This window comes from Paenibacillus sp. MMO-58 (assembly GCF_037146255.1).
Lineage (GTDB): Bacteria > Bacillota > Bacilli > Paenibacillales > Paenibacillaceae > Pristimantibacillus.
Genome location: NZ_JBBCVY010000006.1, coordinates 149891 through 170658, shown reverse-complemented (window position 1 = coordinate 170658; position 20768 = coordinate 149891). Strand labels below are relative to the sequence as shown.

Annotated in this window: 17 protein-coding genes; 14 read left to right on the top strand and 3 right to left on the bottom strand. The window is 50.4% G+C overall.

Annotation, left to right across the window (positions count from 1 at the left end; genetic code table 11):
- Positions 1-31: 31 nt before the first annotated feature.
- The 6 genes from WFJ73_RS19165 to WFJ73_RS19140 all read left to right on the top strand — a co-directional run bounded on the left by WFJ73_RS19165 (position 32) and on the right by WFJ73_RS19140 (position 7949).
- Complete coding sequence (locus WFJ73_RS19165; RefSeq protein ID WP_336774583.1) at positions 32-952, top strand: carbohydrate ABC transporter permease; 921 nt, start codon at positions 32-34, stop codon at positions 950-952.
- Between the two features lie 99 nt (positions 953-1051).
- The gene (locus WFJ73_RS19160; RefSeq protein WP_336774582.1) at positions 1052-3115 is read left to right on the top strand and encodes an alpha-glucuronidase family glycosyl hydrolase; all 2064 of its coding nucleotides are present in this window, start codon (positions 1052-1054) and stop codon (positions 3113-3115) included.
- Between the two features lie 27 nt (positions 3116-3142).
- Positions 3143-4150 carry an endo-1,4-beta-xylanase gene (locus tag WFJ73_RS19155; protein WP_336774581.1) on the top strand — a complete coding sequence of 336 codons (1008 nt, stop codon included), beginning with the start codon at positions 3143-3145 and terminating at the stop codon, positions 4148-4150.
- Between the two features lie 74 nt (positions 4151-4224).
- Positions 4225-5796, top strand: coding sequence for a glycoside hydrolase family 43 protein (locus WFJ73_RS19150; RefSeq protein WP_336774580.1), 1572 nt, complete (start codon positions 4225-4227; stop codon positions 5794-5796).
- A gap of 202 nt (positions 5797-5998) precedes the next feature.
- Positions 5999-7123: an NADH-dependent flavin oxidoreductase gene (locus WFJ73_RS19145; RefSeq protein ID WP_336774579.1), complete on the top strand. Its 1125-nt coding sequence runs from the start codon at positions 5999-6001 to the stop codon at positions 7121-7123.
- Between the two features lie 118 nt (positions 7124-7241).
- Positions 7242-7949, top strand: coding sequence for a DNA alkylation repair protein (locus tag WFJ73_RS19140; RefSeq protein ID WP_336774578.1), 708 nt, complete (start codon positions 7242-7244; stop codon positions 7947-7949).
- A gap of 55 nt (positions 7950-8004) precedes the next feature.
- On the opposite strand, the gene WFJ73_RS19135 is transcribed toward WFJ73_RS19140, so the two are convergent.
- Both WFJ73_RS19135 and WFJ73_RS19130 read right to left on the bottom strand, forming a co-directional pair.
- Positions 8005-9198: an MFS transporter gene (locus WFJ73_RS19135; protein ID WP_336774577.1), complete on the bottom strand. Its 1194-nt coding sequence runs from the start codon at positions 9196-9198 to the stop codon at positions 8005-8007.
- Between the two features lie 36 nt (positions 9199-9234).
- On the bottom strand, positions 9235-9750 hold the full coding sequence (locus WFJ73_RS19130) for a hypothetical protein (RefSeq protein WP_336774576.1): 516 nt from the start codon (positions 9748-9750) through the stop codon (positions 9235-9237).
- A gap of 146 nt (positions 9751-9896) precedes the next feature.
- On the opposite strand from WFJ73_RS19130, the gene WFJ73_RS19125 reads away from it, so the two are divergent.
- Positions 9897-10733, top strand: coding sequence for an AraC family transcriptional regulator (locus WFJ73_RS19125; RefSeq protein WP_336774575.1), 837 nt, complete (start codon positions 9897-9899; stop codon positions 10731-10733).
- A 70-nt stretch (positions 10734-10803) separates the two neighbouring features.
- Here the strand turns inward: WFJ73_RS19125 and WFJ73_RS19120 are convergent, their stop codons facing one another.
- Complete coding sequence (locus WFJ73_RS19120; protein WP_127490802.1) at positions 10804-11406, bottom strand: DJ-1/PfpI family protein; 603 nt, start codon at positions 11404-11406, stop codon at positions 10804-10806.
- 277 nt (positions 11407-11683) lie between these two features.
- On the opposite strand from WFJ73_RS19120, the gene WFJ73_RS19115 reads away from it, so the two are divergent.
- The 7 genes from WFJ73_RS19115 to WFJ73_RS19085 all read left to right on the top strand — a co-directional run bounded on the left by WFJ73_RS19115 (position 11684) and on the right by WFJ73_RS19085 (position 20593).
- Entirely contained in the window at positions 11684-13489 is a 1806-nt protein-coding gene (locus WFJ73_RS19115; RefSeq protein WP_336774574.1) for a cache domain-containing sensor histidine kinase, read from the top strand.
- On the top strand, positions 13482-14816 hold the full coding sequence (locus tag WFJ73_RS19110) for a response regulator (protein ID WP_336774573.1): 1335 nt from the start codon (positions 13482-13484) through the stop codon (positions 14814-14816). Before WFJ73_RS19115 ends, WFJ73_RS19110 begins: the two co-directional genes overlap by 8 nt.
- A 97-nt stretch (positions 14817-14913) precedes the next feature.
- A complete protein-coding gene (locus WFJ73_RS19105) occupies positions 14914-15843 on the top strand; it encodes a carbohydrate ABC transporter permease (RefSeq protein ID WP_336774572.1) in 930 nt (309 codons plus the stop codon).
- Positions 15840-16712: a carbohydrate ABC transporter permease gene (locus WFJ73_RS19100; RefSeq protein ID WP_336774571.1), complete on the top strand. Its 873-nt coding sequence runs from the start codon at positions 15840-15842 to the stop codon at positions 16710-16712. Before WFJ73_RS19105 ends, WFJ73_RS19100 begins: the two co-directional genes overlap by 4 nt.
- Positions 16713-16827: 115 nt before the next feature.
- Complete coding sequence (locus tag WFJ73_RS19095) at positions 16828-18279, top strand: ABC transporter substrate-binding protein (protein WP_336774570.1); 1452 nt, start codon at positions 16828-16830, stop codon at positions 18277-18279.
- A gap of 161 nt (positions 18280-18440) precedes the next feature.
- Positions 18441-19838 carry a glycoside hydrolase family 32 protein gene (locus tag WFJ73_RS19090; RefSeq protein WP_336774569.1) on the top strand — a complete coding sequence of 466 codons (1398 nt, stop codon included), beginning with the start codon at positions 18441-18443 and terminating at the stop codon, positions 19836-19838.
- A gap of 107 nt (positions 19839-19945) precedes the next feature.
- Positions 19946-20593, top strand: a complete 648-nt coding sequence (locus WFJ73_RS19085; RefSeq protein WP_336774771.1) for an aspartate/glutamate racemase family protein — start codon at positions 19946-19948, stop codon at positions 20591-20593.
- Positions 20594-20768 lie beyond the last annotated feature (175 nt).

The window sequence follows — 20768 nt, the reverse complement described above, 5'->3', positions numbered from 1 at the left end:
GAATGCAAGCTTAAGCAAGGAGGCTATCGACATGAAAGAGAGTTCGGCCAAAGCAAGGTACAGCTCTTTACCGGATAAGATTTTTGATATAAGTAATATAGTTTTTATGTTGCTCGTCGTGACGATTACGCTTTATCCTTTTCTTAATATGTTCGCTCTGTCGTTCAACGATGCGAATGACTCGATCCGCGGGGGGATTTACGCTTGGCCCCGCATGTGGACCTGGGATAACTACAGCTATATCTTTAATGAAGCATCCATCTATCACGCTACGCTGATCTCCGCATTGCGTACGATTGCCGGCACGGTTACTTCCGTCTTCTGTACGGCCATGCTGGCTTATACGATCAGCCGCCAGGAGTTTGTTCTCCGCAAATTCGTCACGCTGGTCGCGATCTTTACAATGTATTTCAGCGGCGGTCTCATTCCGGGATACCTGCTGATCAAAGAGCTTCATATGATTAACTCGTTCTGGGTTTACATTATCCCCGGCATCATCGGCGTCTTTAATATGATCGTTATCCGATCCTTTATCGAAGGCTTGCCGGACGGCATTATGGAATCGGCGAAAATTGACGGAGCCGGCGAATTCATTACTTTCATGCGAATTGTTTTGCCGCTGACCGTGCCTGCTCTTGCGACCGTATCGCTCTTCGTAGCGGTATATCAATGGAACTCATGGTTTGACGTATTCCTGTACAACTCATCGCATCTAAACCTGAGCACCTTGCAATACGAGTTAATGAAAATATTGCAAACCTCCAATACGGCGGCATCGTCAACCAATGCAGGCGATCAGTTTGCAGCCGGACAAAGCGGCGTAACGGCGGTTACGCCAACCTCGATCCGTGCGACGATGACGATTGTTGCGAGTCTGCCAATTATTCTGGTATATCCGTTCCTGCAAAAATACTTTGTTAAAGGGATGACCGTAGGCGGCGTTAAAGGTTAATCGCTTGAATCACGCGTCCCTCGACTTTACATCGGGCGGACGCGTTTTTTCTAAATTTCTGGCTGTTGGCATGACAATTCTTATTAGGGGGATTAAAGCATGGGAGACAACGGATACGCGGCATGGCTAAGATACGATCAAGTATCGGATGAAGAGCTCGCGGAGCAATACAAAGAATGGGCGGGCGAGCTGGTGCTGCCTGCGGGAGTGCCGATAGAAGGGATCATGAAGACTGCCGCTCTAGAATTGTCGAGGGGAATCCGCTCCATGCTGGGCACAGCGCCTTCGGTTACGCACGAAGCTTCCCGGCAGCGGTTTATCGTGCTCGGGGTACTCGGCGGCGGCACTTGGGTAGACGATGCGGCAGGCGGTGTAACCGCTTTAACGAATGAGGGCTACCTGTTAAAAACCGTACGGGAAGCGGAAAAGGAATATATCATCGCGGCAGGCAAGTCCGAGAAGGCAGTACTGTACGCGGTATTCCATCTGCTGCGCCTGATGCAGTCAGGGGCTTCGATCGATCAGTTGAATCTGGTCGAGTCGCCGAAATACAGCCTTCGCATGATTAACCATTGGGATAACATGGATGGCAGCGTGGAGCGCGGTTACTCCGGCCGTTCGATCTTTTACGATAACGACAAAGTGCTGTCCGATTCGGAACGTATTCGCGATTATGCCCGCCTGATGGCTTCGGTCGGCATTAACGGCATAGCGATTAATAACGTCAACGTCCATCGCGAGGAGACATTCCTTATTACGGAGAAGCTTCTGCCGGATGTTGCCCGTATTGCCGAGGTATTTGGCGAATACGGCATCAAGCTGTTCCTGAGCGTGAATTACGCCGGAACGATTGAGATTGGCGGCCTGGAAACAGCCGATCCTCTTGATCCGGCCGTTCGCGGCTGGTGGAAGGAGAAAGCGGCTGAAGTGTACCGTTATATTCCGGACTTTGGCGGCTTCCTGGTGAAAGCCGACTCCGAGAATCGTCCAGGTCCGTTTACCTACGGACGCGACCATGCGGATGGGGCGAACATGCTGGCCGAAGCATTGGAGCCGTACGGCGGACTTGTGCTCTGGCGCTGCTTCGTCTACAACTGCCATCAGGACTGGCGCGACCGTTCAACCGACCGCGCGCGCGCCGCTTACGATCATTTTAAGCCGCTGGACGGGCGTTTCAAGGACAATGTGATTTTGCAGATCAAGAACGGTCCGATGGACTTCCAGGTCCGCGAGCCGGTCTCGCCGCTTTTTGGCGCGATGGAGCATACCAACCAGATGATGGAATTCCAGATTGCCCAGGAATATACGGGACAGCAGAAGGATGTCTGCTTCCTCATTCCGCAGTGGAAGGAAGTCTTGAACTTTGATACTTACGTCAAAGGCGCGGGCAGCACGGTGAAGGAGATTGCGGCAGGCAGCGTTCATGCCTATACTCATAGCGGCATTACGGCCGTCAGCAATATCGGCAATGACGAGAACTGGACGGGGCATCATCTGGCGCAGGCGAATTTGTACGGCTACGGCCGCCTGATCTGGAATCCGGAGCTGTCTTCGGAGGAGATTGCGGCGGAATGGGCCGTCCAAACGTTTGGAGGCAATAAGAACGTTCAGGAGGTTCTCGTAAACTTCCTGCTGGAGTCATGGTCCATCTACGAGAATTATACGGCGCCGCTTGGCGTGGGCTGGATGGTTACGCCTCATTATCACTACGGTCCGGATATTGACGGCTACGAATATTCCAAGTGGGGAACGTACCATTTTGCCGACCATATGGGAATCGGGGTTGACCGTACGGTTGCGACGGGGACCGGCTACAGCAGCCAGTATACGTTGCCGAACGCCGAAGTCTACGACAGTCTGGACGCTTGTCCGGATGAGCTGCTTCTCTTCTTCCATCATGTGCCTTACACGCATCGGCTGAAATCCGGCAAGACGGTTATTCAGCATATTTACGATACGCATTTCGCCGGCGTGGAGCGGGTCGAATATTGGATTAACCGTTGGCAGGAGCTCGAGGGACTTGTTGACGGCGACCGGTTCCGCCATGTAACGGGCCGCATGAACCGGCAGCTTGAGAATGCCAAGCAATGGCGAGATATCGTTAATACGTACTTCTTCCGCAAATCCGGCATTCCGGATGCCCGTAACCGGGTGATTTACTAATCTAGAAGAAAAGAGTTGGTGCAGAATATGTCATCTACTTCAAAACTACCGGCACTTCGTTCCGTGTACAAGGATTATTTTGATATTGGGGCAGCGGTTAATCTGACGACGATTGAATCCCAGAAGGATATTCTTACTGCCCACTACAACAGCCTGACCGCCGAGAATGATATGAAATTCGAGAGCGTTCATCCTTCCGAAGAGGCGTATACGTTCGAAGCGGCGGACAAGATCGCCGATTTTGCGGCGGTAAACGGCATGAAGCTGCGCGGGCATACGTTGGTGTGGCACAATCAGACCCCTGATTGGGTATTCCAAAACGCGAATGGAGCGCCAGTCGATAGAGAAACGCTGCTTGCCCGGATGAAAAGCCATATCGATACCGTTGTTGGCCGCTATAAAGGTATAGTTTATTGCTGGGATGTTGTAAATGAAGTGATTGAGGATAAAAGCGGTGTCTGGCTCCGGGAGTCCAAATGGCTGAATCTGGCCGGAGAAGATTTTATCGCGAAAGCTTTCGAATATGCGCATGCCGCCGACCCGAAAGCGCTTCTGTTCTACAATGACTACAACGAATGCAACCCGGAGAAGCGGGATAAAATTATCCGTCTCGTTCAATCGCTGCAGGCCAAGCATGTTCCGATTCACGGTATCGGTCTGCAGGGACATTGGAATCTGAACGGTCCAAGTCTTGCCGAAATCCGCGAGGCCATCGAACGTTACGCGGCAACGGGGCTTAAGCTGCAGGTCACGGAGCTGGATATTTCGGTATTCGATCATGACGATAAGCGGACGGATCTGACGGAGCCTACGGCAGACTTGCTGGAGCGGCAGGCGGAACGATATGGGCAGGTATTCGAGCTGTTCCGCGAGTACAAAGAGGTAATTACCGCCGTTACGTTCTGGGGCGCAGCCGACGATTACACCTGGCTGGATAACTTCCCGGTTCGCGGACGGAAAAATTGGCCGTTTGTGTTTGATGCCAAGCACGAGCCCAAAGCATCGTTCGGAAAAATAACCGATTGGCAGAAATAAGCGTGAACTTGAACGGAGTCCTTCGTAGGACTCCGTTCCTTATCTCAATAAAAGGAAGCGGGGCAAATCGATTCATGGAACACGCATTAACGAGCAAGATCACGTACCGGAACCCGGTACTGCCGGGCTTTTATCCGGATCCAAGCGCTGTTCGGGTAGGCGAAGATTATTACATGGTGACCAGCACCTTTGAATATTTTCCGGGTGTTCCGGTATTTCGCAGCAAGGACTTGGTTCATTGGGAGCAGATTGGTCATGTATTGACCAGGGAAAGCCAGGTGAATCTGCTGAGCCGCAACAGCTCGGAGGGCATCTACGCGCCTACGCTCCGTTATAATAATGGCGTATTTTACATGATTACAACGGATGTGTACGGAATCGGCAATTTCTATGTAACCGCAACGGATCCGGCAGGGCCATGGTCCGACCCGATTCGGATACCTTACGGCAACATCGATCCTTCGCTGTTTTTTGACGATGACGGCAAAGTATACGTATCGGCGCAGGCCGGCTTTGGCGAGACGTCCCATATTATCCAGTACGAGATTGATATCCTGACTGGCGAGGCATTATCGGAGCCGGTTGTTGTATTCGAGGGGGACGAAGGACCTTGGGTAGAAGGGCCGCATCTGTACAAAATAAACGGCTTGTATTACATGATGACCGCATCCGGCGGAACGGGGCCGATGCACAGGGAGATCATCGGCCGCGGCACCTCTCCTTACGGACCGTTCGAAATGCTGCCGCATCCGATTCTGACGCATAACGGATTAGAGGATCATCCGATTCAATACACCGGCCACGTCGAGCTGCTCGATGACGTGCATGGTCGGTGGTGGGCATTGTTTCTTGGTGTCCGGCCGCAAGGCGGCAAGGGCAGCGTGCTTGGCCGCGAGACGTTCCTTGCTCCCGTTCGCTGGAGTGAAGACGGATGGCCGATGATTGACAATAACGAAGGTCAAGCGGCAATGGTGATGGAAGGTCCGGCTATTCTGGAGAGTGAAGCCTCTACGGCCGGCTTGGACAAGCCCGTGACCACCAAGTTTACCTCCGAAGGGCTTGGCTTCGAATGGATGCATAACCGAGTAATCCCTGGGCAGGAGGAGCTGTCGTTAACGGAGAGGGAGGGCTGCCTTAGACTAAGCGGCAATGCCAACGGTCTTCGCGACGGGGGAGCCCATGTATTCGTATGCCGCCGCCAGCAGCATCATCGGATGAGCATCGAGACTCGGCTGACCTTTGTCCCTGGAAGAGAAGCCGAGCAGGCGGGAATTGCAGCGCGGCTGAGCGACAAGTCTTATTATTCGATAGGAATAACGAAGAAAGACGGACAGACCGGCATTCTTGTAACGGCGATGGCACAAGGAAGCGGGACGGAAGCTTTTACTCCAATTGAGGAGCAGGTTCCCGTCCGGCTGTCGATCCGTTCGGACGAGAAGGAATATGAGCTGCTGTATACCTTGGGAGGTGCGTCCGCGGAGTGGATCAGCTTAGGAGCCTTGCCGGCGGAAGCCTTGACGCCGGATGCGGACGGAGCTTTCACGGGCGTATGCCTCGGCATGTTTGCGGCGGGAACGAAGGAAGGCCATTCGGCTCCCGCTTATTACGATTATTTCGAGTATCGTCCGCTTGAGGTTAACGAGTAAATAAAGACATAGCGGTGCAGAGTTGAAAGCTCTGTACCGCTATTTTTTGTTTATGCGGCAGCTCCTTTTTTATGGGCAGAATATAGGGGGTGAAAAACTTACATTTATTTGCTTGACTTCAGTAACTGTATATAATAATATTACAGTAACAAAAGTTGTTACAGTTAATGCGTAAAAAGAGTATACGATAGGAGTGGAGATTTTGGAACAGAAATATAAACCGTTATTCGAATCCTTTACTTTCCCGAGCGGCGTGGAAGTAAAGAACCGCATTGTGATGGCGCCGATGACGCACTCATCCTCTAACGAGGATGGAACGGTAACGGATGCGGAGCTGGAATACTATGCCCGCCGGTCCGAGGGAGCTGGCATGGTCATTACGGCATGTATTTATGTCACGCCAAACGGCAAAGGATTTCCCGGGGAATTCGCCGGAGACAGCGATGCCATGATTCCGGGGCTTACTCGTCTTGCAGAGACGATTAAAGCCAAAGGCGCGAAAGCTATTCTCCAAATTTTCCATGGCGGCCGCCGTGTACCGCCGGCATTGGTGCCGAACGGCGACGTGGTTAGCGCAAGCGCCGTTGCAGCGACGGAAAGCCCGGATGTTGTTCCGCGCGAGCTGAAGCATGAAGAGATTGAAGCGATTATCCGTGATTTCGGCGAGACGACTCGCCGCGCGGCGCTTGCCGGCTTCGACGGAGTCGAAATTCACGGAGCAAACACCTATCTGCTGCAGCAGTTCTATTCCCCGCATTCCAACCGCAGAAACGATCAATGGGGCGGAGATATCGACCGGAGACTTACATTCCCGCTCGCCGTTGTTGATGAAGTGAAACGCGCTGCGGCTGAGCATGCCAAAGGGCCGTTCTTGGTCGGATACCGATTCTCTCCGGAAGAACCGGAGACACCGGGGCTTACGATGGAGGATACCTTCCGCCTGTTGGATGAGCTTGCGCAGAAGGAATTGGATTACCTCCATGTCTCGTTGTTTGATTTCCGTTCCAAGCCGGCGCGCGGTGCGGATGACAGCAAAACAAGGCTGGAATGGATCGCGGAGCGGATAGCTGGCCGTGTGCCGCTTATTGGCGTAGGTTCGATTCACTCGGCCGATGAGGCCATTGAAGTCCAACAAACGGGCACTCCTCTGGTTGCGATTGGACGCGTGCTGCTGACGGATCCGGACTGGGTACAGAAGGTTGAAGAAGGACGCGAGGATGAGATTCAGTCCCGCTTAAGCTTAAGCTCGCAGAAGAAGCTTGTAATTCCCGACGGTTTATGGCGCATGCTGACGGCAAGAGAAGGCTGGCTGTCATTTACCGATTAACATAAATAAGGGCTGACAATGTGGCGCCAGGTGCGCTGATTGTCAGTCCTTTTTGTTTTGCGTAAAATAGGCTGCAAAGGTATACTCGAATCCATAAAGCATAATTGGAGGCCAAGCAATGACCTTTGATGAAGTATTGCGGGCGTTAGAGGGAATGGGAAGCGAGCAGACCAAGAGCACCTATGTGCGGCATGGCGCGAGGGAGCCGTTTTTTGGCGTAAAGATCGGCGACATGAAAAAGCTGGTCAAAGAGGTGAAGAAGGACCAGGAGCTGGTGTACAAGCTATACGATTCCGGCAATCATGATGCCATGTATTTGGCGGGACTGACCGTTAATCCGAACACGATTACCAAAGAGAGGCTCCGGCATTGGGTGAAGCAGGCTTATTGGTATTCGCTTGCGGAATATACGGTAGCGAATGTAACGGCGGAGAGTCCTTTTGCACGGGAGCTTGCGGTAGAATGGATGCAGTCGCCGGAAGAAATGGTTGCGGTAGCGGGGTGGAGCGCTTATGCGAATTACGTGACGATCGCTCCGGATGAAGAGCTCGATTTGACGGAAATCCGCAGGCTTCTGGAGCAGGTCAGGAAGACTGTCCACGAAGAGCGGAACCGCGTGCGGTATACGATGAATACGTTTGTTATTTGCGTAGCGTCTTACGTCGCACCCTTGACGGAGGAGGCCAAAGCCGTTGCGGAGGCGATTGGCGCCGTAAAAGTCGATGTAGGCGATACCGCCTGCAAAGTTCCGCTCGCCTCCGACTATATCGCCAAGGTACAAGCAAGAGGAAAGATCGGCACGAAGAAGAAAACTTGTATTTGTTAAATGCTAAGAAAAAGGCTGCGCCACCAGACGGTGGAGCAGCCTTTCGTTCCTTCGTTTATCCGGCGGCCTGCTGCAGGGTTGCTTTCTTGGCTGAACGATCGAGATTATAGCTGTAGGCCGTTGCGGCAAAAGCAAGCAAGGCAAGCACGGCCGCTGCCCACGGAAGATAACGCAAACCGTAATGATCGGTTACGAAGGCACCAATCGAGGAGCCTACAGCTATCCCGATATTGGCGCTGATTGGCAGCAGGGAAGAGGCGAAATCCTTGGCTTCGGGCACATATTGCTCGGTCAGATGGATGAAATACAGCTGGCAGGCCGCATTGATCGAGAACGAAATGAGAGCAATAGCCATCAAGCTGACGATGCCAAGCCACGTGAACGATAAGGTGAAACCAAAAATGACGTAAACGACGGCATGGACCAGGAACAGCGTTTTCAGCTTCGCCATGTAAGTACCGCTTGCGATTTTGCCGCCTAGTATGTTGCTGACGATCGTCACGGCTCCGTATACGAGCAGGATGGTGCTGGTTCGTCCTTCCGAGATATGCATAACTTCCAGCATAAGCGGATTAATATAAGTGTAGATGGCGAATATGGCCGCGACCCCGATAATCGGGATAAAGAAGGCAAGCAGCACTCTCGGGTTAGTCATAAGGCGGAACTGGTTTTTGAGCGAGCTTTGTACCGCTGGCAAATCTCTCGGTACGATTCGGTAAAGAAGCAGAAGGCTTATAATCCCGCAAGCCGCAACCAGCCAGAAGGCGGCAGGCCATTCGAAATGCAGGCCTACGAAGGTGCCGATCGGAACGCCCAGCACGTTGGCAATGGTGAAACCGCCGATAATGTAGGAAAGCGCCAGCCCTCTCCGCTCAGGAGACACGTAATCCGTACAGATGGAGACGGCCAGAGATACGCTAAGCCCGCAGAAGACAGCCGTTGCCATTCGGGTAAGGAACAATACCGGATACGAGAAGGACAATGCGCTTCCCATCGTGAACAAAACAACCAATGAAGCACCTAACAGCAAAGCGCGGCGTTTCGTGAAATAACCGGCGGCCATCATGACAAACGGCGTTCCGGCCGCATAAGCAATCGCAAAACCGGAGACCATAATGCCGGTCTGCGCAACGGAGACGCCAAGGCTGCTCGCAATGGGAGTCAGCAAACCAACAATGACGTATTCAGTCGTGCCTAAAATAAAGGCAAGCAGGGTAAAGGTAAAGATTAGCAGGTTTTCTTTTTTCATGTTGAAGATCCTCCAGGTTTATTGCTTGTAATGCTATTACCAACGCTCGGAGCCAAGAAGCTTATTGCCTCTTGTTGACAGATAAGCGTGATTGGGACTAGCGTTCCAGCTGCGCAGCCTTTCCTTCAGCAGGGACCGATTATCGGGAGCTGCCGGGAAGTAAGCAATCGGAAGCCAGCTGTAATCCGGCAGGGCATCCAGATCAATATGGCATGCTTCCGCGTTGTATATAAATAAATCGCCGATATTCGCAATACTCCACTGGTCGACAGGGACTTGAACCGATTGCTGCAGGCATATCGCGCCTTTGACGGGAGCAGGCTCGCCCGGGCACAGATGCGCCCAAAGCGCGGTCGTCCCGAGTATCTCGCAAAAGGCCTCATAAACAGGTTCGTACATACGAATATCCCATAAATATTGATGATGGATGTCGTAAGGCTGGTCAACGGGAAGCTCCTTCACCCATAAAAGGTAACGCAGCGCATAAAAATGCGTCACTGCTCTTGGGAATATAGCATAGCCATACTGCTTCCAGCATTCCATCTCGCGCATACCCTCACCTCTTTTGGCTCTCTTTCCTACAGTCAAAGCTTAATGGAAGGCTCAAGCAGCGGCAATGAAGCATCTTGCCGGATATGTTTGCGATGTGATATATCTTGCTGTATAGACAAAGGATATTAGGGAAAGAGGGAGTAGGGATGACAGCTTCCGCTGCCGGAGAGGAAATACAAAGTCATCTGCTGTATGCCGGAAAAGTTAGCGATACGCCTAACTGGAATTTTCCGAGCCATAAGCATGATGATTTGCACGAAATTATCGTCGTATGCGGCGGCGAAGGGATGTTTACGATTGGAGGACAATCGTATCGCGTTAGCGGGGGAGACATTCTGGTCTACAATAAAGGGGTTCTGCATGAAGAGCAGTCCTCAATCGATAATCCGTTAATCACTTATTACTGCGGATTTTCGCTGCCTAAGGCAAGCCCGTCCGAGGATTGGGTCATTCCGCCTGACGTGGAGCCCGTGATCCGGTCCAGCCGCGTGTTTTCGGAAATTGAGGCCTTGATGAAAATGATCGTCGATGAATCCTCCATCAAGGAGGAAGGATACGAGGGGATCAGCCGTTATTTGATTAATTCCGTTATTTTGCTGCTCAGAAGAGCGGTTAGGAATCAACAACATATTACACAGGAATCCAATACCGGACTAGCCGAGCAAATCAAGGATTATATCGACAGGAATTTTACGCAAAATATAAGCCTCAAGGATTTGGGGCGGCAATTCCACGTCAACCCCTATTATATTTCTCATGTATTTAAAGATTATTATCGGATTTCCCCGATTAACTATGCCATTCATCGCCGAATCGGGGAGGCGACCAGGCTGCTCGTCACAACGGAGATGAAGGTGTGGGAAGTGGCGAAGCTTCTCGGCTACGACAACCCGAATTATTTCTCGATTATTTTCCGCCGGGTCACGGGATTGTCGCCTAACCGGTTCCGGGAAAGCAATCAGCAAAATTTGTTTCCCCGTTAAAGCCGCTCCAACTCAAAAAAGAGGCAGCTTACGGCATAAAGCCAAAGCTGCCTCTTTCGCAATTTTTAAATTATGATGTCAGAGCTTCTGCGTCTGCTGCGGTTGTTGCGGCATCCTCGCGGACAAGCTTCAGGAACTCGCGCATAAAGCCGGGAAGATCCGGCCAAGCATGGCCGGTTACAAGCTTGCCATCCACATGGAGCGTCTCGTCCGCATAGCAGGCGCCAAGGCGCTCAACTTCCAGACGCGAAGCGTTATAGGCCGTCATGGTGCGGCCATTGAAGTAGCTGTAATCGGGCAGCGAGAGGAATACCTGCGCCCCGTGGCAGATCGCGCCAATCGGTTTGTCGGCATCGATAAAATGCTGCAGAATACGAGGCAGCTCCGCGTTGCCGCGAATATATTCCGGCGCTCTTCCCCCCGGAATAATAATCGCAGCGTATTCGGACGGGTCTACATCGGCGAAGCCCAAATGGGATTGCAGCTGATGAGCGGGCTTTTCCGTATACGTATCCCAGCCCTCGATAAAGTCATGGCAGACGGTATGTAAGGTTTTTTGCGTCGGGGAAGCGATAACAGCCTCGTAGCCCTCCTCCAGCAGTCGGTAATAAGGATAATACACTTCCAAAACTTCCGCGGCATCGCCAGTCACGATAAGCACTTTGTTCGACATAGGTTCAGATCACTCCTTAAAAGAATTGAATGGTGAAGCAATTCTTCCATAGCAAGCATCATTCGCTTAAAGAATCGTGATGATGAACACACAGCTATTATGCCCTTTGCTATTGTGACAGTCAATATTTTCCTTTTTTAACCGCAAAAAATCGGTCGTTTCTACTAGAATCAACGCTTGAAGTGCGTGAAATTACCTATACAATAAATAAGAATAGCCATACTGCTTGATTACATATTTGCTATATTTAAAGGAAGGAAGCTGGGGGTGCGTCATCATGAGAACGGGCTTTTCCAATCCAATGACCAAGCTAAGCGTGAAGCAGCAGCTGCTGCTATTGTTCCTGCTTATGGTCAGCCCGATATTCATTCTTCACAGCTACGGAAATTCGGAGGCCGAACAGATCCTTAAACGCCACGTAACGAATGCCTACGCTGAACTGAACAAACAGAACCATACGCTGATCGACCGGGATATCGATACCGTCAACAAAATCACAACGACGATCATCCAGAACCCCACGGCTCAGCAGCTTGTACCCGATGACGATGAAACCGTCATTGAACGCGTCCGGAAATACGAGAAAATGGATGCTTTGCTGGCAGGCTATTCAACCGCCTTAAACGGCGGGGAGGCTGTTTATTACAGCCTTTATATCTATGATCCTAATAACTATTATTTTTTTGCGCCTAAAGTTCAGATGATCCAGAGCGGCGTCTATTTCTTCTCCGATGCCAATAAGCCGAAATGGTTTGATAAAGCGGTAGGGCTGAAGGGTCAGGGTTTTATGGAGATTATCGAAAATAACGACATGCTCGTCAAGAAACGTACTCTGGCTTATATCCGGGCGGTGAATACGGTTAGTCAAGGGCATAGCGTAATTGGCGTACTCATTGCAACCAATATGGATAAGAAGCTTGCCGAATCCATGCAGTCGGTGTCCTTGCCCGGCGGAGAAATCTTTTTTACGGATAAGCAGAATTATATTCTCGCCTCCACAAGTCCGAAGACGATGGGATCCACGGTTGAGCTTCCTGTAACCGCTTCCGGCGAAGCGGAAAGCCTGAATAAACCGATTATGAACTCGGAATACATCTATATGGCTAGCGACAATGAGCTGCTGCAGCAGCGGCTTATCTACAAAATCCCGATCAAATCGCTCCTTCAGCAGCAAAATGAAGTGAAGAGGGTTATCCAGCTGATATCGGTGGCTTACATCCTGTTCGGGTGTATCGTCATTTTCTATTTCTGGCGTTCGTTAATGACGCCTTTGCAAAGACTAGCAACGTTTGTCCGCCGTTACGAGCCTGGCAAGAGAGTGCCGGAGACGCCTGGCAAAGGCAGAAACGACGAGGTGGGAGTATTGATTGGAGCTCTATATGATATGGCCCGCCGGCTTAATGGACTTATTCATGATAAATACCAGATGGAGATCAAGCAGCGGGAAAGCCAGCTTCAAATTTTGTATCAGCAGATTAATCCTCATCTTCTCTACAACACGCTTGAAAGCATTTATTGGAAAAGCTCGCTCGAGGGTAATTCCGAATCGGCGGAAATGATCAAGGAGCTGTCGAAGCTGATGAAGATCAGCTTAAGCCGCGGCCGGGAGCTGATTACGTTGGCGGAAGAGCTGGAGCACGCTGCAGCTTACGTGAAGCTGCAGCAGAAGCGATACGACTATGACTTCCGGGTCATCTGGGCGGTACCGGAGGAGATGATGAACCATCTCATTCCGAAGGTTACGCTGCAGCCGTTGATCGAGAATGCCATCATCCACGGCGTCAAGAACATGGGGGAAGACGGCGAGATTCATATTAACGCGGAATACGAAGGCGACAAGCTGGTGATCCGCGTGGAGGACAACGGTTATAAAGAGGTGGATCATAAAGCAATTGAGTCTCTGTTAAACGAGCCAGCCGCTCAAACGTCCTCCGGATACGGCGTCAAAAACATACATCAAAGACTTCAGCTACATTTTGGAAATGTCTATGGCATTCAGTACAAAAAAAGAAACGGCGGCGGAACGATCGTTACGATACAGCTTCCGGCTGCCGGCGAAAGGAAGGAACTAGGCGATGTATAACATACTGGTGGTGGATGACGAACCGCTTATTTGCAAAGGTCTAAGCAGCGTACTGGCTTCTTCCGGCATTGATATTTCCGCCATTCATATGGCTCATAACGGTTACGAGGCGCTTGACGTCCTGCGGACCGACGATATTGATCTGCTTATTACCGATATTCAGATGGGGACGATGAACGGCATCGAGCTGATGCAGCAGGCGAAGTTAATTAAGCCGTGGGTACAGACGATTATTATTTCGGCCCACGAGACGTTTCATTATGCCCAGATGGCGATCCGTCTCGGAGCTAAGGACTATTTGATCAAGCCGCTGAACAACGAGCAGTTTCTGGATTCCGTGCGCAACGTATTGCTAAAGCTCCATAAGCCCGAACCCGCCGAACAAGAGGAGCTGATCGCAGGCATGCAGGAGCATTTCCATATGGATGAGCTGAATCCGCAATCCGTGGATTGGCTTAATCAGCTCGTGAGCAGTCAGCCATCGCTTAAAGTGCAGGATATCGTTCGAATTTTGAGGGAAAAGCACGGGATCCTGCTCGAGGGTCCTTATTTCTCCATGATCCGCATCCGGCTTAATCTTGCGGACCGTAACCGCGAGTTAACGAAGACGGATGAGAGACTGCTCCGTTATGCCTCGCTTAATATCGTAAACGAGCTCTTTGACGAGCATTGGAATAATACCGCTTTTTATGCGTCGGAGCGGGAAATCAATATTATTTTGCAATGGAACGAGACGTTGTACGGGGAGACGGCTTCTTCCGGCATTATGAACGAGCTGGATATGATTGGCCGCAGCCTGCACTTCAACATCCAGAAGTATCTGGGGATCACAAGCGTAATCGGCATCAGCCAGATTTTGAAGGGGATCGAATTCATTGACGTCCTTCAAGACCAGGTCATTAAGGCGTTAAGCTGTAACGACCGGCACAAGGACCACTATGTGTTCTATTACGGGGATTTCAACTGGAATCAATATTCCCAGCGCCCGACGGAGGAAGAGTTCACCGCCCAGACCAGCCTGATTGTCGAGAAAGCGATGGACTATATTAACCAGAACTACGCGCAAAAGGGTCTGACCCTGCATGAAGTCGCGCAGAACAACCATGTCAGCCCGAACTACCTCAGCTACCTCTTCAAGAAAGAGACGGGTTATAACCTTTGGGAATACGTCGTCAAACTGCGGATGGAAGAGAGCAAACGGCTTCTTCTTCATACGGACATGAGACGTTACGAGATTTCGGAGAAGGTTGGTTACGAATCGCCGGAGCATTTCAGCAAAATTTTCAAGAAATATTACGGCATGAGTCCAAGCGAGCTAAAGAAGTAGAATTACTCATCATTGCCTTGGATACGCACATTACCTCGAGAGGCTCCTTTTTTTACAATAAGGATAGAGGATTGTTAAAGAAAAGAGGGAGACTTGTATGGAGCAACACGCTGCTGTAGCAAACGTGCCTCTCGAGCGTAAGGGCCGATTTGCCGTATTTTTGAGGAAGCATTTCTGGGGACTATTGTTCCTGCTTCCCGCCTTTATTATTTTTATCTTGTTTCTATGGGTCCCGATCTTCAAAGGATTCATCTACAGCTTCTACCACATTGACTTTGTAAAAGGGAACAGCTTCGTCGGATTCGACAACTATAAAGTCGCGCTTCACGATAAAGACGCCTGGACGGCGGTGAAGAACACCGTTTATTATATGTTCCTTTGTCTTGTTATTGGCTTCTGGATCCCGATTGTATTCGCCATTGCGATTTCCGAGCTTCGCAAGTTCCAAGGCGTTGTCCGCGTAGCGGCTTATCTGCCGAATATTATTCCGGTAGTCGTTTTGTACGGATTATGGCGCTGGTTTTATGATCCTGTCGGCCCGATCAACGGCGTGATTACAGGCTGGTTTGGCGCCGATGAGCCGGTGTCCTTTATGACGGATACCAAATGGTCGATGATCTCCCTTGTTATTATGGAATCCTGGCAGCAATTCGGCTCGGCGATGCTTATCTATTTGGCCGCCGTGCTCAGCATTCCGCGCGACTGGTACGAAGCGGCGGAAATCGACGGGGCAGGCGTATGGAACCGGATCCGGCATATCACGCTGCCTTCAATTAAAGGCTTGCTTGGCTTGCTTCTCATTCTGCAGCTGATCGGCACCTCGCAGGGCTACCAGTCCCAGCTTGCGATGCTCGACGGCGGACCTAACAATGCTACGTTGACTTACGCGCTGCTTATCGTGAAATACGCCTTTAACCAGCAAAATTACGGGGTTGCGGCCGCGCTTGGCGTTCTGATGTTTATCGTGCTGGGCTTGCTCGCCATCGTTCAATACAGGCTTCAAGGCAAGGAGGGAGACGTGCGATGAAACAGATGGACAGAGGTATACTCTCTTCGTTTGACCTGAAGAAGAAGCCTATCTTGATCGGTTATTCGATCATGGTGCTTATTCTGGTCGTCATGTCCTGTTCGATGATTTATCCGATTCTGACGACGTTGTTCAACGGCCTCAAAACCAACGTGGAGGTCAACTCTTTCCCGCCGAGGTTCCTGCCAAGTGAATGGCATTTCGACAACTTTAACAAAGGCTGGAATTTTATCGATCTGCCGGAGTTTTTAAGAAACACGCTGTATATTTTCGGAGGCAACCTGGTCATTACCGTCGGCGTTCTTGGCCTTGCATCTTTCAGCTTGTCGAGGCTGAACGTGCCTAAGCGCAAAGCGATCTATTTCTTCTTTATGATGACCTTGTTTATTCCGCCAACAACGTATATCATTCCGAACTTCGTGAACCTGAAGGATCTTGGCCTCATGAACTCGTTTGCGGCCTTCTGGCTGCCGGCAGGCGCAAATGCCTTCTTCCTGCTGCTGCTCAAAAACTTCTTCGACGAGATTCATTACGAAATTTTCGAAGCGGCTCGTATTGACGGCGCTTCCGACTGGAGAAGCTTTGCGCAGATTGCATTGCCGCTGTCGGTACCGATTTTCTCGACGCTTGCGATCTTTATTTTCTCGTCTTCCTGGAACGACTGGTTCTGGCCATCGCTCATCATGCATAATGACAGCCATTATCCGCTGGCGACGGCGATCTACAAATACGTTATTAACGCCAAAGGCTTGGCGCTTAATATCCGGTTTGCGATTCTGACCATGGTTATGCTTCCGCCAATCGTCGTGTTCTTGATCTTCCAAAAGTACATCATGCGCGGATTGCATCTGGGCGGCGTGAAAGGATAGTATTCAAATCGTAATCGTGCACATGATCGGAATAGGAATACACCTCGCAGGCTCCTGCACCTCTCCACTATGATGAAGGTGTAACAAATAAACGAACTCGAGAAGGGGAGTTACAATGAGAAAGAGCGTCTTTACGACAGTAGCTGCGGTATTACTTTGTTCGACTCTTGCTGCCTGCGGCGGCAACAACAATACGTCGAACAACGGCAACAAGCCGGCTGAAAGCGCAAACGCAAGCGCAAGCACTGACACGGCAACAGCCACTCCACAACCATCCGAAGATATTACGCAAAAGAAAATTAAAATCAGCATTTATTATCCGCTTCCTGACCAAGTCGAAAACCGCAAGCTGGAAGACGACAAGATCGCACGCTTCAACAAGGTGTATCCTAACGTAGAGATCGTGAAGAGCGACTGGCATTACGCTCCTAACGAAATCGGAATCAAAATGGCTGCCAACGAAGCGCCAACCTTCTTCAACACTTACGCAACCGAAGCGAAGTTCCTCGTTGAAAAAGGCTGGGCAGCCGATATTACGGACCTGTACAACAGCTATGAGTTCAAGGATCAAATCAACCCGGTTCTTCAAAACCAATTCATCATTGACGGCAAAGTATACGGTATCGCTCAAAAAGGTTATGTAACAACGACGGTTGTTAACAAAAAAATGCTGGATGACAAAGGCGTAGCCGTACCTTCGTACGACTGGACTTGGGATGACATGGTGAATACGGCTAAAGGCGTAGCCGATGCGAAGAAAGGGATCGCGGGTATCGCTCCAATGGGTAAAGGCAACGAAGCAGGCTGGAACTGGACCAACTTCCTGTTCGAAGCAGGCGGCGAAATCCAGAACGTAGCAGACGGCAAAGTAACGGCAACATTCAACTCCGAAGCCGGTAAGAAAGCTCTCGATTTCTACAACAAGTTGAGATGGGACGCAGACGTTATTCCGAAAGACTGGGCACTTGGCTGGGGCGACGCTGTAGGCGCGTTTGGTCAAGGACGTACGGCAATGGTTATCGCCGGTGCGGAAGGCGTACTGGAGCAAGCGCTGAACCAAGGCGGCATGAAGATCGAAGACGTATTGACTTATCCAATGCCAGCAGCCGAAAAAGGCGGCAAACATACAGGCGTATTGGGCGGCGACTATCTCGTCATCAACCCTAACGCTACGAAAGACGAGCAAGAAATGGCGTTCCGTTACATCACGTTCGACTACTTCACCGACGACTATCTGACTTCGATCGAAAAAGACATTCAAGCTCGCAAAACGGAAGGCAAATACTTCATTCCGCCGCACATTAACTACTTCAGCCCGGATTCGGAGTATGGCAAAAAAGTTCAAGCGATCTTCGACAAGTACGACAACGTATACAAATACAACGCGGAATCCAATGCTCTGCTCGACGGCAAGCCTGAAGCTCAGTACAACACGCAAGAATACTACGGCTCTATGACGAACGTATTGCAAGAAGTATTCTCGAAAAAAGGTACCGACACGCAAGCTCAGCTCGACGCAGCAGCGAAAGAAATGCAAACGAAGTATTACGACGCAATCAAGCCATAAGAAGGACGGGAGTATCTCCTCGATCTAACCCTATAAGCGGTCGTGCAGATGAATTTGAATCTGCACGGCCGTTTTATTTATAAGTTGACATATTCAATATATCGTTTATATTGTGAAGGTAAACGGATGAATCTGGCAGCCAATAGGATAGGGGAGATAACATGGATCGTTATAGACCAAGGTATCATTTTACGGCACCTCGCAACTGGATGAATGACCCGAACGGGCCGTTTCAGTTAAACGGCGAGTACCATTTGTTTTACCAGCATAACCCGTCAAAGCCCGAGTGGGGCGACATTCATTGGGGGCATGCTACAAGCCCGGATCTGGTGAATTGGACGCATCTGCCCGTTGGAATGGCTCCATCGTATGAGCTTGGCGAGGCCCACTGCTTCTCCGGCTGTTCCATAGTCCATGACGGCGAAGTGACGTTGTTCTATACAAGCATTGGCGAAGGGGAACGGAACGCGGCTACGGGAGCACAGCAATGGACGGCTCGCGGGACGGATTTGCGTACCTGGCATAAACCGGACATAAACCCGGTACTAACCCTGGACCTGCATGGAGACCTTGAGATACGGGACTGGCGGGATCCTTATGTCTGGAAAACGGAAGACGGCTGGCGTATGATTCTTGGTGGCATCCATGAGGAAAAAGGCTGCGCGTTTATATACCATTCCGAGGATTTGGAGAAGTGGAGCTTCCAAGGTGTTTTTTATAAGGGCGATGAATGGATCTGGGAATGCCCGCATTTGTTCCGTTTCGGCGATAAAGCGGTATTGTTCTACTCCCCAAGCGGTCCGGTTCGTTATCTTTCCGGAACCATCAGCGGAGATAAGCTTATCGATGTGCAACAGCATGGCACCGTCGACCATGGCGGCTGGGAAGGCTATTACGCTTCTACCGGATTTGTGGACGAGAACGGCCGCCGCATTGTGCATGGCTGGATTCCGGAAGGCAGCAGAGGCGAAGAATTTCCCGAGAACCTGGATTGGGCCGGGGCGCTGGCGCTGCCGCGTGTCGTAGATCTCAAGCCAAGCGGCGCGCTTTCCATGTCCCCAGTGCCTGAGGTAGAGACGCTGAGAGGCGAGAATTACAGCTTTAAAGATCTAACAGTCGGACAAACGCCAATACAAGCGGGTGTACAGTCGACCTCCTTCGAATGCCTGATCGAAATCGATAGGAAGTCGATCGAAGCTACCGCTCTTATCGTATCCGTATTCACTTCCGACTGCGGCAAGGAGCATACCGATGTATGCCTGAATATGGCCTCCAATACGATTACCATCGACCGGTCGAATTCAAGCCTGCTTCCAAAGGTACATAAAACGCCAATCCAAGGTGAATTGCCAACTGCTGAAGGCACGGATCTGATCAAGCTTCGTATCTTCGCGGACCAATCCATTGTGGAAGTTTTTGTGGATGATGAGACCTGCCTTACGACTAGAGTTTACCCGACTCTGGAAGACAGTAGAGGTATCCAGCTCCGAACAGACAGCGGTGAAGCCGTGGTTTCCAGTCTTCAGATTTGGGAGATGAAGGCTGCCGAAATCATATAGGCTAATGTAAAAGCTAGAGCGCCCTCGTCTTTTTTAATTTTCGGAGCCAAGCTCTTCATGATATTCTCTAATTAATATTGATCATGCATAGAGGTAGGTTGAATGAAATGAAGATTGGCTGTTTACATGCTCATTATTCCAATATCGAATATATTGAAGCTTCGATTGGTTCGAAAGCGGAATTGATTCACTTTGTGGATCCCGGACTAATGATGCGTATGGAAGAAGGTTTTGACCATGTTAAAGTTAAGGAAAAAGCCGCTGATCAGATCAAATGGATCGCTCATTCAGGAGTAGATGCTATTCTCGTTACTTGCACCAGCTACATTGCTCTACTGGAAGAAATTGAGACGAATCTACCCCTCATAAAAATAGACGAGCCCTTTTTTAATGAAATATGTAAAATAACGCAGTCGCAAATTCTTCTGTTTACAAATCCCGCAACGGTTGAAGGTACGATGAAGCGGCTGATGAAGTTCGCTTCATCGCATGGTTACCAGCTTCCGGACATTGAAGTCAGAGTGATTGAGAACGCGTTCCAGCTTATTATGCAGGGACAGAAGTCAGAGTACGCAGACGAAGTGTACAAATTTATCGTGAAATTACTCCATTCGGAACAGGAAAAGAAAATTGCCGTTGCTCAACTTTCAATGGTTAAAGCAGCTGAGAGGGTGGCACAGGAATTTAATATATCCATCTCCAATCCATTAGCGCCGTTGGAAGGCTATGTTTCAAGCAAGGAAAGGAGCAACTAAATAAAAAAAGCTGGGCGAAATGAATCGCCCAGCTTCTCTGCTTATATTATAAAAATTGAAGTTGATGGAGTGAAGAAGGGAATGTATCTAGTGGAGGAGCGAAGCGTTCGCCTTTGCCTGCACATTGCCACCTTTGAATATTGTTCAAGCAATGTGCGGGCAACAGCGGCCGGAA